This is a genomic window from Amycolatopsis sp. SID8362 (assembly GCF_010550475.1).
Taxonomy (GTDB): domain Bacteria; phylum Actinomycetota; class Actinomycetes; order Mycobacteriales; family Pseudonocardiaceae; genus Amycolatopsis; species Amycolatopsis eburnea.
Map to the genome: position 1 here is coordinate 1 of NZ_JAAGNB010001668.1, position 12,147 is coordinate 12,147.

Genomic DNA, 12,147 nt, shown 5'->3' on the forward strand with positions numbered 1-12,147 from the left:
GCGGGACGGCGGGACGTGCGGGTGCCGGTCCGCGGACCGCGCGAGGTGGCGGAGGTCGCGGGCTCGTTGAACGCGCTGGCCGACGCGCTGGCGGTGAGCGAGGCGCGGCAGCGGGAGTTCCTGCTGTCGGTGTCCCACGAGCTGCGGACGCCGTTGACCGCGGTGACGGGTTTCGCGGAGGCGATCGCGGACGGCGTCGCGTCGGGGGACGACGCCGTGCGCGCGGGTCAGACGATCCAGCGCGAGGCGGTGCGGCTGGAGCGGCTGGTGACGGACCTGCTGGAGCTGGCGCGGCTGGGCGCGGACGAGTTCCGGCTGGACCTGGCCTCGGTGGACCTGGCCGCCCTGGTCCGCGACTGCGCGGAGGTGTGGCAGCTGCGGTGCGCCCGGGAAGACGTCCGGCTGTCGGTTTCGGCACCGGCCGGCCCGGTGCCGGTGGTCGCGGACGCCCGGCGGCTGCGTCAGGTGGTGGACGGGCTGGCCGAGAACGCGCTGAGGGTGACCCCGGCCGGGGCGCCGATGGTGTTTTCGCTCTCGGTGTCCGCTTCGGGTGCTGCGTTGTCGGTGCGCGACGGCGGTCCGGGGCTGGCGCCGGAGGATTACCCGGTGGCGTTCGAGCGCGGGGTGCTGAACGCGCGCTACCGCGACCGGCGTCCGGTGGGCTCGGGAATCGGGCTGGCGCTGGTGCACGGCCTGGTGACGCGAATGGGCGGAACGTTGGCCGCGGGCCCGGCGCCGGAGGGCGGGGCGGCGTTCACGATGACGTTCCCCCTGGCGCCAGCTGGGCCGCCCGGTCGGTGACGTCCATCAGGGCCCAGTGCTCGACCACCCGCCCGTCGCGGACGCGGATCATGTCCATGCTGGTCACGGCGTAGCTGCGCCCGGTCGCGATCTCCGTTCCGGTGCTCGTGTAGCGGTTCACCGAGAACTCGCCGTCGGCGACGTTCTGCTCGACCCGCACTCCGATGTCGCGGAAGCCCGCGAAGATCCCGCCGTCCAGCATCGCCTCCCACTTCGCCCGCCAGGCGTCGATGCCGTGGTGGTCGCCGCCGGCGCCGCCGCGGTGGTCGATGACGTCCGGGTCGATGTAGCGCAGGCCTTCCGCGACGCTCTCGGCCGTGAACGGCGTCAGCGCGATCAGCCGGCGGTGAACTTCGGCGGCGTCCATGCTCACTCCTTAAGTGGGGAGTTCCCCGGTTAGTGTGCGGCTACGCTAACCGGGGAACTCCCCATTTGGCAAGGAGCGCGATGCCCGCACGAGCCCGCCGGTCCGACGCCCGCGACAACCGCGCGCTCCTGCTGGCCGCGGCGAAGGAGGTGTTCGCCGAGGACGGCCCGCACGCCCCGCTCGACCGCGTCGCCCGGCGCGCGGGCATCGGCAACGCGACGATGTACCGGCACTTCCCCAGCCGACGCGAGCTGGTCATCGCCGTGTACGCGAGCGACGTCGCGTCACTGACGGCCGACGCGCGGCTCGACGCGGCCGATCCCGGCGCGGAGCTGTTCGCGTGGCTGGCGGCGTTCGTCGAGCACGTCCGGGACAAGCGCGCCCTCGCCCTGTCGCTGACCACCCCGGCCGGCGACCACGAAACGCTGTTCGCCCAGTGGCACGCGACGGTGAACGAGACGGCCGCGGCCCTGGTGGAGCGCGCCAAGGCGGCCGGAGCCGTCGCCGCGGACACCGAGGCCCTCGACCTCCTCCTGCTCGCCACCGGCATCGCGCTCTCCGGCGCTTCGGACCGCGCGGGCCGCCTCCTGGGCCTGATCCGTCGCGGAGTGTCGGCCGCGGACGGGACGTAGGGTCGGGCCATGGAGATGCTGCACCTGCGCTACTTCGTCGCGGTCGCCGAGGAACTGAACTTCTCCGCCGCCGCGCGGAAGCTGCACATGGCCGCCTCTCCCCTCTCGCAGCGGATCAAAGACCTCGAACACGAGCTCGGCCGGCCACTGTTCGACCGCAGCACCCACCACGTCACCCTCACCGCCGCCGGGACCGCGCTGCTGCCGCTCGCACGGGACGTCCTCGAACGGGTCGGCGCGATTCCCTGGAAGATCCAGGAGGCGACCCGGCCGCGGCGCAGCACCGTCTTCCTCGGCATGCCCGCCGGGGTGCACCCCGATCTGCGGGACCGCGTCAACGCCCTCGCCGGGCGCGTTCACGAAACGTACGAGCTGAAGCGGTGGCCCGGCACCACCGCCGATCTCGTCCAGGGCGTGCACGAGGGCAAGCTCGCCCTCACCCTGGCCCGGCTGCCCGTCAACGACCCCGCCCTCGAGCAGGTGCCGGTCATGTCGGAACGGCTCGGCGCGGTCGTCCCGGCCGACCTCTTCGCCGGGCGCGACTCGGTCAGCCTCGCCGAGCTGACCGAATTCCCGTACGTGGCCTCACCTGGGGAAATCACGCCCGCGTACTTCGACCAGCTCGACCACCAATTGGCCGAATTGGGCGTCAAGAAACGCATCCGACTGACCAATACCGGCTACGGCGGAACGTCGGAAATCATTTCCAGCGGCGAGGCTTTCTCCATTTCCATGCTCGACGAGAAGAGCCCGATGCACGGCTACCGGCTCGACAACGTCATCGTCCTGCCCTTCACGGATTTCCGCCCCCAGCTGGACACCGGCCTGCTCTGGCGCCGCGACCGCGCCGACGGCGACCTGCGTGAGCTCGTCGAAGCCGCAAAAGAGATCTTCACCGAGCCGCTGGCCACCTAGAATGGTATGACCACTGCGGTCATACCATTGTTCGCATCATGATCATTCCCTTTCCACGCCACCGCTATTAGCTTCGGAGGTAGAGCGAAACAGCAAGGCGCGAAAGGACGAACGATGAACAGCACCGGCCCCTTGGACGGCGTGCGCGTGATCGACCTCTCGACCGTGGTCATGGGCCCGTACGCGGCCCAGATCCTGGGCGACCTGGGCGCCGACGTGATCAAGATCGAGTCCCCGGCGGACACCGTCCGCGTCGGGCAGTACCGCACCACGCCGGGCATGACCGCGCTGAACCTGAACGTGAACCGCAACAAGCGCAGCGTGGCCCTCAACCTCAAGGACGACGCCGAGCGCGAGCAGGCCCTCAAGCTGATCGACACCGCCGACGTGCTGATCACCAACATGCGCCCCGGCGCGCTGAGCCGCCTCGGCATGGCCTACGCCGACGTCGCCGAGCGCAACCCGCGGCTGGTCTACGCCCACGCGCAGGGCTTCCGCGGCGACTCGCCGCAGGCCGGCAACGCCGCCTACGACGAGACCGTGCAGGCCTCCTCCGGCCTGGTCGACGTGGCCAACCGCGCGCTGGGCGAGCCGGTCTACCTGCCGACGATCATCGGCGACAAGGTGTCGTCGCTGACCATCGCCTACAGCGTGCTCGCCGCGCTGGTCCACCGCGACAAGACCGGCCAGGGCCAGCAGATCGAGATCCCGATGACCGACACGCTGCTCGCGTTCAACCTCGTCGAGCACCTCGCCGGGCACACCTACGAGCCGGCCGAGGGACCCACCGGGTTCGCGCTGTCGTTGACGAAGGGCCACGCCGCGGTCCGCACCAAGGACGGCCTCGCCTGCGTCATCCCCTACAACCCGAAGAACTTCCGCGACTTCTTCGCCGCCGCCGAGCGCCCGGACCTCGCCGAGGACCCGCGCGTCAACGGCGAAGCCATCGACCGCGCCGACAACGAGTGGCTGACCGGGCAGATCGCCGCCTGCGCGCCGGCGCTGACCACCGAGGAGTGGGCCGAAGTCTGCGCGAAGCACAGCATCCCGATGGCGCCGGTGCTCGAACTGGACCGCGCGCACGAGGACCCCTACGTCCGCGACGGCCACCTGCTCGACACCGTCGAGCACCCGAGCGAGGGCACCATCCGCACGGTCGGCATCCCGGTGAAGTTCTCCGCGACGCCCGGCTCGATCCGCCGCCTGGCCCCGCTGGCCGGCCAGGACACCGCCGAAGTCCTCGCCGAGCTGGTCTAGACCAACGCATCTTTCCCTACGAAAGTGGCGTCAAGGAAGTGTGAAGTCATGAGTGAAGTACGCACTGAGCGGATCGGCGGCACCCTGCTGATCACGATCGACCGGCCGGAGGCACGCAACGCGGTCAACGCCGCCGTCGCGACGCAGCTGGCCGCCGCACTGGACGAGCTGGAAGCCGATCCCGCGCTCCGGGCGGGCGTCCTGACCGGCGCCGAGAACACCTTCAGCGCCGGGATGGACCTCAAGGCCGCGCTCAAGGGCGAATCCCCGGAGATCCCGGGACGCGGGTTCGGCGGCCTGACCGAAGCCGAGCTGGGCAAGCCGCTGATCGCCGCCGTCGAAGGGTTCGCGATGGGCGGCGGGTTCGAGCTCGCGCTGGGCTGCGACCTGATCGTCGCCGCCGAAAACGCGAAGTTCGGTCTCCCCGAAGTGAAGCGCGGCCTGATCGCCGCCGGTGGTGGGGTCATCCGGCTGCCGAAGCGGATCCCGCACCACCTCGCGATGGAGTTCCTGCTCACCGGCGAGCCGGTCACCGGCCGCCGCGCCGGGGAACTGGGCCTGGTCAACCGCGTGACGCCGGCCGGTGACGCCGCCGCGGTCGCGCTCCAGCTGGCCGAGAAGCTGGTGGAAAACGCGCCCCTCGCGCTGGCCGCCGTCAAGAAGATCGTGCGCGCCGCCGATCCGAAAGCCGTGCAGCGCGAAGAAATCAAGAAACTGATGCAGTCCCACGACGTCCGCGAGGGCATGACCGCCTTCGCCGAGCGCCGCGCTCCGAAGTGGACAGGCGAATGAAGATCGAAGAAGTCCGCCGACACGTGACCACTCCCCTGACCGCCCCGGCGTTCGCGCCCGTGGTCCCGAGGTTCACCGACCGCGAGTACCTGAACATCGTCTACCGGACCGACGCCGACGCCCTGCGCGCGGTCGTCCCGGACCCCCTCGAAGTCGAAGAACCGTTGGTGCGCTTCGAAGTCATGAAGATGGGCGACGTCTCCGGCTACGGCCCGTACACCGAGTCCGGCCAGGCGATCGAGGTCAGCTTCGACGGCGAGCGCGGCGAGTACCTGCACGCGATGTACCTCGACAACTTCCCCGCGACGGCGTCCGGGCGCGAGGTCAGCGCGTACCCGAAGACGGTCGGCAGCCCGAACCTCTATGTCGACAACGGTGTCCTCGTGGGCACGTTGGACTACGGGACGCTCCGGGTGGCCACCGCCACCATGGGCTACAAGCACCACGAACTGGACGCCCGCGAAGCCGAACGCCAGATCACCGTCCCGACGTTCATGCTCAAGACGATCCCGGGCTACGACGGCGCGCCGCGCGTGCAGGAACTGGTCCGCACCGAGATCACCGACGTCGTGGTCAAGGAGGCCTACACCGGCCCCGCGCGGCTGCAGCTGTTCCAGCACGTCCTGGCCCCGCTGGCGGACCTGCCGGTGCTGGAGGTCGTCTCCGCGAGCCACATCCGCACCGACCTGACGCTCGCCCCGGTCAAGCCGGTCTTCGACTACCTGAAGGGAGCGCGGTCATGAAGAACGCGGCTGTCATCGGCGCCGGCACGATCGGCCTGTCCTGGACGGCGTTGTTCGCCCACCACGGCCTGACCGTCCGGGTCACCGACCCCCGCCCCGACCTCGCCGAGGCCGTCGCCGAAGCGCTGAAGACGTTCGCGCCGCACCTGGGCACGACCGCCGAGGAGCTGGCGAGCCGGGTGAGTATCGCCGGGAGCGTCACTGAATCAGTGAAAGATGCGGACGTCGTCCAGGAGAACGGGCCGGAGAACGTCGAGTTCAAGAAGGAACTGTTCGCGCAGCTCGTCGCCGAGGCGCCGGACCACGCGCTGCTGCTCAGCTCGTCGAGCGCCATTCCCTCGACGGCGTTCACCGGGGACATCGACGGCAGCCGGGTCCTCATCGGACACCCGTTCAACCCGCCGCACCTGATCCCGCTGGTCGAGGTCGTCCCCGGCGAGCGCACCAGCGACGAGTCGGTCGAACGGGCCGTCGAGTTCTACACCTCGCTCGGCCGGACGCCGGTCGTGGAGCGCAAGGAGATGCCCGGGTTCGTCGGCAACCGGCTGCAGAACGCGCTCAGCCGCGAGGCGATCTACCTCGTCGAACAGGGTGTCGTGACACCGGAAGAACTCGACAAGGTCATCACGAACTCGCTCGGCATCCGCTGGGCGACCGTCGGGCCGTTCCTCGGCTCGCACCTCGGTGGCGGCCCCGGCGGCTACCGGCACATGGCCGAGCACATCGGCAAGTCGATGAAGAAGATGTGGGCCGGGCTGGGCAATCCCAGCCAGAGCCCCGAAGAGCAGGAGCGGCTCATCGAAGCCGTCGAAACCGCTTACGGCTCCTCCACGTACTCGGACCTGGCCGAGACGCGCGACCGCAAGCAGCTCGCCGTTCTGCACGCAGTGGAGGAGAACTGACATGGACACCCTGACCACCGACTTCTACGACTTCGAGGCCCTGCTGCCCGACGACGAGCACAAGCTGCTGGTCAAGGCGCGCGAGTTCATGGAGCACGACGTCAAGCCGCTGGTGAACGAGAACTGGGAAGCAGGCACTTTCCCGAAGGAACTGATCGGGATGTTCCGCGAGAGCGGCCTCGCCGGCCTGCCGTACGAGGGCTACGGCGAGCACAAGCCCGCGGTCAGCCACCTGCTCACCGGCATGATGGCGATGGAGATGAGCCGCACCGACGCGTCCGTGGCGACGTTCTTCGGTGTCCACAACGGACTCGCGATGTACTCGATCTACAGCGGCGGGAGCCAGGAACAGCGTGACCGCTGGCTTCCCGAAATGGCCGCGATGGACAAGATCGGCGCGTTCGCGATGACCGAGCCGCTCGGCGGGTCCGATGTGGCCGGTGGGATGCGCACCACCGCCCAGCGCGAGGGTGACACCTGGATCCTCAACGGTGCCAAGAAGTGGATCGGCAATGCGACCTTCGCCGACTACGTCGTCGTGTGGGCCCGCGACCTGGACGACAACCACGTCAAGGGATTCGTCGTCGAAAAGGGCACGCCGGGCTTCGTGCCGGAGAAGATCCAGGGCAAGACCGCGTTCCGGATCGTCGAGAACGCCGAGATCACGCTCACCGATGTCCGCGTGCCGGAGGCGAACCGCCTGCAGGGCATCAACTCCTTCCGGGACGTCGCCGAGATCCTGCGCGCCACCCGCGGCGGTGTCGCGTGGCAGGCGCTGGGCGTGATGATCGGCGCCTACGAAGCCGCGCTGGCCTACGCGCAGGAGCGCAAGCAGTTCGGCCGCCCGATCGCGCGGTTCCAGCTGGTGCAGGACCTGCTCGTGAAGAGCCTCGGCAACATCACCGCGTCGTGGGGCATGCTCGTGCAGCTCGCCCGGCTGCAGGACGCCGGCATCTTCAAGGACGAGCACTCGTCGCTGGCCAAGGCGTTCGTCACCTCGCGGATGCGTGAGGTCGTCGCCTGGAGCCGGGAGATCTTCGGCGGCAACGGGATCGTGCTCGGCTACGACGTCGCGCGGTTCTTCGCCGACGCCGAAGCGATCTACTCCTTCGAGGGCACGCGCGAGATGAACACCCTGATCGTCGGCAAGGCGATCACCGGGCAGTCCGCGTTCGTGTGAGAGTCAGTTCACGCAGCCGGCGGCCGCACTGGTCGCCGGCTGCTTGCTGTCCGGCGTCCTGGTGGTGGTCGCCGCGACCGGCTTGACGCCGCCGGGCGTGTCGTCGCCCGAGGCCTGCACCGCGGGCGTGCTGATCGCCGTGCGCACGAACTGCTGGACCTGCGCCGGGTCGACCTTCACCGCATCGCCGTCGGACGGCGTGGCCAGCGACAGGCTCTGCACCGGGATGGTGGCGAACGCGATCGCGCCCGACGTCATCCCCCGCAGCTGCTGCGCGAAGCTCAGGACGTCCCAGCCCTTGTCCAGCACCACGGCGCCCTGCACCGCGCTGACCAGCGAGTTCAGCTTCGAGACGTCGGTGAACGTGCCCGCGTTCAGCACCTTCTTGGCCATTCCGGACAGGAACGCCTGCTGGCGCGCGATCCGGTCGAGGTCGCCGTTCTGCAGCCCGTGGCGCTGGCGGACGAACGCGAGCGCCTGCGCGCCGGACAGCGTCTGCGGCCCGGCCGCGAAGTCCGCGCCCGAGTAGCTGTCGTGCACCGGCTCCTTGAGGCAGACCTCGACGCCGCCGACCGCCTGCGACAGCGCGTCGAAGCCGGCGAGGTTGATGGCCGCGTAGTGGTTGATGGTCAGCCCGGTGAACTTCTCGACCGTCCGGATCGCCGTCCTGGCGCCCGCCGCGTTCGCCGCGACCTCCAGCTGCGCGCCGCTCAGCCCCTGCGCGCGCAACCCGGGCATCGAAGCGTTCTTGGCGCGGCTGTACGCCGAGTTGATCTTGTGCTTGCCGAACCCGTCCGCGATGTCCACATAGGAATCGCGCGGAATGGAGATCGCGGTGGCCGCGGCGCCGCCCGCCGGGATGTGCACGACGATCATCGTGTCGGTGGTGTCCCCGCCGTCCTCCCCGCTCCCGGCGTGCAAGGCGTCGAGCACGCTCTGCGGCAACGGGTTGCCGTACGCGTCGGTGCGGGCGTCGATCCCGACGAGCAGGATGTTCTGGGCCACTTTGAGCGGTTCGCCGGGAACGGCGTCTTCCCCGTCGATCTGCGCCGACGGCGGGATGACGTCCGCGGTGACGATGCCGGCGTCCAGCTTGCTCAGCTGCGTCCACGCGTACCCGGTGACGGCGAGCACCAGCGTCGACACGACGCCGATGGCCACGCGCCCACCGACGCGGCGCCCCCGGGACGACAGCAGCACGGCACTTCCCCTTGCTTCCCTCTTGGTTGAACCCCTGCTTCGAGGATCACCGGGTTAGCTGGGAATCAGCTGAGAAAATTGTAGGAAGGTCGTGACGCTGCCCGATCGGCCGAGCCGGTTCGAGCCGATCGGCCGGTTTTCGCGACGGACGGTGGTGGCGCGGGCACGGGGAAGTGCTGTGGCAGTGGCCACAGTGGCCGCGCCGGGCAGCACGGCCGATCCGCCCATCCGCGACGACATGAATGAGTCATTCACCTCACCAGACGACATGAATGACCCATTCACGACATCCCCGCGAGGCCGGGCAGACCACGCGGGCAGGCGTCCGGTCGCGCGCCCGGGCTAGCGGGGCATCCGGCGCCAGATCGCGCGTGGCAGCAAGCGCATCCCGAAGAACACCGGCCGGAGCACCCCCGGCACCCAAACGACCCCGCGGCCCCGGCGCAACGCCGCCGCCGTGGCCTCCGCCACCTGGTCCGGGGTGCTCGAGAACGGCGCCGGCGCCATGCCCTCCGTCATCCGGCCGATCACGAAACCCGGGCGGACCAGCAGCAGGTGGACACCGGAACCGTGCAGGGCGTCCGCGAGGCCGCTCGCGAAGCCGTCGAGGCCGGCCTTCGCCGAGCCGTACACGTAGTTCGCGCGGCGCACGCGGATGCCGGCCACCGAGGAAAACACCACCAGGTTGCCGTGGCCCTGGGCGCGCAGCAGGTTCGCCGCCTGGGTCAGCACGCCGACCTGGGCGACGTAGTCGGTGTGGACGATCGCCGCCGCGTGGGCCGCGTCGGTCTCCGCGCGGGACTGGTCGCCGAGGATGCCGAAGGCGAGCACCACCGTCTCCAGCGGGCCGTGCGCGGCCGCCACCTTCTCCAGGAACGGGCCGTGCGCGGCGAGGTCGTCGGCGTCGAAGTCCGCGGTCTCGACGCTTTCCGCGCCCGCTTCCCGCAGCGCGGCGACCTCCGCGGTCAGGTCCGCGCCCGGCCGCGCGGCCAGCACGAACCGCCGGGTGTCGCCGCTGACCAGGCGTTTCGCCAGGGCCAGTCCGATTTCACTGCGTCCGCCGAGCACCAGCACCGTTCCGCTCACCGCAGCAGTCTGGCAGCCCTGGTGCGCTAGCGTGCCCGGGTGGGTCGCACTCCGGACTTCGAAACGCTCGTCGAACGGCACCGCCGTGAGATCCAGGTGCACTGCTACCGGATGCTCGGCTCGCTGAGCGACGCCGAAGACCTGGCGCAGGAGACGTTCCTGCGGGCGTGGAAGGCCCGCGACGGCTTCGAAGGCCGGGCGAGCGTGCGCACCTGGCTCTACCGGATCGCGACGAACGCGTGCCTCGACGTCCTCGCCCGCCGTCCCCGGCGGGTGCTGCCCGACCAACTCGGGCCCGCCGGGGAAGCGGACGGGCCGATCGCGGCCGCCGACCTGCCGTGGCTGGAGCCGTACCCGGACCGGCTGCTCGACGGGGCCGGGCCGGACGACGCCGTGGTCGACAGGGAGACGATCGAGCTGGCGTACCTCGCCGCCCTCCAGCACCTGCCGCCGCTGCAGCGCGCCGCGCTCGTCCTGCGGGACGTGCTCGGCTGGCCGGCGAAGGAGACGGCGGCGGCGCTGGAGACGAGCGTGGCTTCGGCGAACAGCGCGCTCCAGCGGGCGCGGACGACGTTGCGTGAGCGACTGCCGCCGCACCGTGCCGAGTGGACGGCCGGCGACCCGACGGCCGAGGAAGCGGCGCTGCTGAAGCGGTTCATCGCCGCGTACGAGAACGGTGACCCCGCAGCGGTCGCGCGGCTGCTGCGCGAGGACGCCCGGGCGATCATGCCGCCGTACACCCTGTGGTTCGGCAGTCGCGCGTCGATCATCCGGGCGCTGTCGCTCTCGATGGACCCGGCGTCACCGCACTGCGTCGGGCGGTTCCGGATGCGGGCGGTCCGCGCCAACGGCCGGCCCGCCGTGGCCACCTACCTGCGGCGGCCGGGCGACGACGGCTTCCGGTGGTTCGGGGTGACCGTGCTGACGGTCGAAGCCGGGCTGATCACGGCGATGGCGGCCTTCGAGTCGGCGCCGGCCGCCGCCTGGGACCTGCCCGAAGCGTGGCCAGGTGAGCACGATGAGCATGGGTCGTAATCCCGCGCAAGCGAATTGAACGGCATACGCGGGCGTGAAAATGCCCGGGCGGGTGATTCGCAAGAGAATCACCCGCCCGGGCACACGCACTCCCGCATCCGATTTTCTTCCGGATTCGGTGTTATTGCTCTTGGCCGCCGGGAAGAGGTCACCGGGCGGCGGTCAGGCCACTCGGTGCCGCTGCGGCGCGGTACGCGCCAGCCGGCGTCGGTCCTCGGCGGTGGTCCCGCCGAAAACACCGTGGTCGAGCCCGTTGTCGAGCGCGTAACCGAGGCATTCGGCGCGCACCGGGCAGCGGGCGCACACGGCCTTGGCCTGCGCTGTCTGCCGGGCGCCGGGGCCCATCGCGGAGATCGGGAAGAACAGTTCCGGGTCCTCGTCCTTGCAGGCCGCGAGTTCCGCCCAGCCCGTCATCGTGGCTTCCATTTCCTTCGTTCACCTCCTTCGTTCTTCTGTTTCCCATTGTCAGCGCGCGTCAACCGACTTGACCGCGGGCGGACGCGCGAGCGAAACCGCGTCGGTCAAGGAGGTTTTGGCTTCGGTCCCCGGCTCACCCACCGGGCAACCAAGACTGCAACACGTGAGAGTACGCCCTTCTTCCCGGGATCTCGATGTCGATCACGTCACCCGATCGGCGACGAACCACTCCGGCGCGTCCCTTGCGAAGACCGCCCGAGCGTGCTCCACCGACCGGTCCGACCCGGCGGCCGCCCGACGGGCCTTCCCCTGTCCGGCAAGGCTTTCCCGCCCGGACGCGCCCGAAACCCCAGGCCGCCCGGCCCGGTCTTCGCCACGACGGCGCCCGCCGCGGGAACCTGGGCCGCGGCAGCCCACCGGCGTCCGGAATCCGCCGTTCGCGGCTTCGCTCCCGCTCCTGCCCGCCGCCGGGTCGTTTTCCCGTGGTCATCGAAGCCGGGTACCCGACATGTCCGCGGTCACTCGTCACATCGCGTCACCGAGGAGAAGCAGCCCATTACTCCTACCGGGCAGTCTTGATCGAATCGTTACACGTAGCGGTCACCTCGCCGCACCTGTCCTAGTGGAGGCGAGGGGTGGTGAGGGGTCGGTGGGCGGTCACGACGAGTTCGACGCGTTCTTCCGCGCCGACTTCGCGCCGCTGGTGGCGTTCCTCTGCAAGGCCGGGTTCGAGGTCGAGACCGCGCGGGACGCGGCCGCCGAGGCGATGGTCCACGCGCTGGAGGCGTGGCCGGCCCTCGACGACCCGCGGGCGTGGGTC

General features: G+C 70.4%; 13 protein-coding genes. 9 read left to right on the forward strand and 4 right to left on the reverse strand.

Annotated features, from left to right (window positions below; translation table 11 throughout):
• The coding region (locus G3I65_RS51315) for a HAMP domain-containing sensor histidine kinase (RefSeq protein ID WP_160703231.1) at nucleotides 1–801 on the forward strand (801 nt) is incomplete at its 5' end.
• Here G3I65_RS51315 and G3I65_RS51320 read toward each other — a convergent pair.
• Nucleotides 755–1,168 carry an ester cyclase gene (locus tag G3I65_RS51320; protein ID WP_160703233.1) on the reverse strand — a complete coding sequence of 138 codons (414 nt, stop codon included), beginning with the start codon at nucleotides 1,166–1,168 and terminating at the stop codon, nucleotides 755–757. The genes G3I65_RS51315 and G3I65_RS51320 overlap by 47 nt on opposite strands.
• Before the next feature lie 80 nt (nucleotides 1,169–1,248).
• On the opposite strand from G3I65_RS51320, the gene G3I65_RS51325 reads away from it, so the two are divergent.
• From G3I65_RS51325 to G3I65_RS51355, 7 genes are all read left to right on the forward strand, one after another.
• A complete protein-coding gene (locus tag G3I65_RS51325) occupies nucleotides 1,249–1,800 on the forward strand; it encodes a TetR/AcrR family transcriptional regulator (RefSeq protein ID WP_160703235.1) in 552 nt (183 codons plus the stop codon).
• Between the two features lie 9 nt (nucleotides 1,801–1,809).
• Entirely contained in the window at nucleotides 1,810–2,715 is a 906-nt protein-coding gene (locus G3I65_RS51330) for a LysR family transcriptional regulator (RefSeq protein WP_160703237.1), read from the forward strand.
• A 114-nt stretch (nucleotides 2,716–2,829) separates the two neighbouring features.
• Nucleotides 2,830–3,972, forward strand: a complete 1,143-nt coding sequence (locus G3I65_RS51335) for a CaiB/BaiF CoA-transferase family protein (protein ID WP_160703239.1) — start codon at nucleotides 2,830–2,832, stop codon at nucleotides 3,970–3,972.
• 48 nt (nucleotides 3,973–4,020) lie between these two features.
• Complete coding sequence (locus G3I65_RS51340) at nucleotides 4,021–4,764, forward strand: crotonase/enoyl-CoA hydratase family protein (protein ID WP_160703241.1); 744 nt, start codon at nucleotides 4,021–4,023, stop codon at nucleotides 4,762–4,764.
• Nucleotides 4,761–5,507, forward strand: a complete 747-nt coding sequence (locus G3I65_RS51345) for an acetoacetate decarboxylase (protein WP_160703243.1) — start codon at nucleotides 4,761–4,763, stop codon at nucleotides 5,505–5,507. The genes G3I65_RS51340 and G3I65_RS51345 overlap by 4 nt, the downstream gene beginning before the upstream one ends.
• On the forward strand, nucleotides 5,504–6,409 hold the full coding sequence (locus tag G3I65_RS51350) for a 3-hydroxyacyl-CoA dehydrogenase NAD-binding domain-containing protein (protein ID WP_160703245.1): 906 nt from the start codon (nucleotides 5,504–5,506) through the stop codon (nucleotides 6,407–6,409). Before G3I65_RS51345 ends, G3I65_RS51350 begins: the two co-directional genes overlap by 4 nt.
• A 1-nt stretch (nucleotide 6,410) precedes the next feature.
• On the forward strand, nucleotides 6,411–7,589 hold the full coding sequence (locus tag G3I65_RS51355) for an acyl-CoA dehydrogenase family protein (protein WP_160703247.1): 1,179 nt from the start codon (nucleotides 6,411–6,413) through the stop codon (nucleotides 7,587–7,589).
• 3 nt (nucleotides 7,590–7,592) lie between these two features.
• Here the strand turns inward: G3I65_RS51355 and G3I65_RS51360 are convergent, their stop codons facing one another.
• Nucleotides 7,593–8,789, reverse strand: coding sequence for an LCP family protein (locus tag G3I65_RS51360; RefSeq protein WP_160703249.1), 1,197 nt, complete (start codon nucleotides 8,787–8,789; stop codon nucleotides 7,593–7,595).
• A gap of 342 nt (nucleotides 8,790–9,131) precedes the next feature.
• Entirely contained in the window at nucleotides 9,132–9,875 is a 744-nt protein-coding gene (locus tag G3I65_RS51365; RefSeq protein ID WP_160703251.1) for an SDR family NAD(P)-dependent oxidoreductase, read from the reverse strand.
• A 39-nt stretch (nucleotides 9,876–9,914) separates the two neighbouring features.
• Between G3I65_RS51365 and G3I65_RS51370 the strand changes: the two genes are divergently transcribed.
• Nucleotides 9,915–10,910, forward strand: coding sequence for an RNA polymerase subunit sigma-70 (locus tag G3I65_RS51370; RefSeq protein ID WP_160703253.1), 996 nt, complete (start codon nucleotides 9,915–9,917; stop codon nucleotides 10,908–10,910).
• 162 nt (nucleotides 10,911–11,072) lie between these two features.
• Here G3I65_RS51370 and G3I65_RS51375 read toward each other — a convergent pair whose 3' ends face one another.
• Entirely contained in the window at nucleotides 11,073–11,336 is a 264-nt protein-coding gene (locus G3I65_RS51375; RefSeq protein ID WP_125314619.1) for a WhiB family transcriptional regulator, read from the reverse strand.
• Between the last annotated feature and the right edge of the window lie 811 nt (nucleotides 11,337–12,147).

Excerpts from the sequence above, each read along its gene's own strand:
- G3I65_RS51320 (WP_160703233.1), bottom strand. The coding sequence starts at position 1,168 with ATGGACGCCGCCGAAGTTCACCGCCGGCTGATCGCGCTGACGCCGTTC.
- G3I65_RS51325 (WP_160703235.1), top strand. The coding sequence starts at position 1,249 with ATGCCCGCACGAGCCCGCCGGTCCGACGCCCGCGACAACCGCGCGCTC.
- G3I65_RS51330 (WP_160703237.1), top strand. The coding sequence starts at position 1,810 with ATGGAGATGCTGCACCTGCGCTACTTCGTCGCGGTCGCCGAGGAACTG.
- G3I65_RS51335 (WP_160703239.1), top strand. The coding sequence starts at position 2,830 with ATGAACAGCACCGGCCCCTTGGACGGCGTGCGCGTGATCGACCTCTCG.
- G3I65_RS51340 (WP_160703241.1), top strand. The coding sequence starts at position 4,021 with ATGAGTGAAGTACGCACTGAGCGGATCGGCGGCACCCTGCTGATCACG.
- G3I65_RS51345 (WP_160703243.1), top strand. The coding sequence starts at position 4,761 with ATGAAGATCGAAGAAGTCCGCCGACACGTGACCACTCCCCTGACCGCC.
- G3I65_RS51350 (WP_160703245.1), top strand. The coding sequence starts at position 5,504 with ATGAAGAACGCGGCTGTCATCGGCGCCGGCACGATCGGCCTGTCCTGG.
- G3I65_RS51355 (WP_160703247.1), top strand. The coding sequence starts at position 6,411 with ATGGACACCCTGACCACCGACTTCTACGACTTCGAGGCCCTGCTGCCC.
- G3I65_RS51375 (WP_125314619.1), bottom strand. The coding sequence starts at position 11,336 with ATGGAAGCCACGATGACGGGCTGGGCGGAACTCGCGGCCTGCAAGGAC.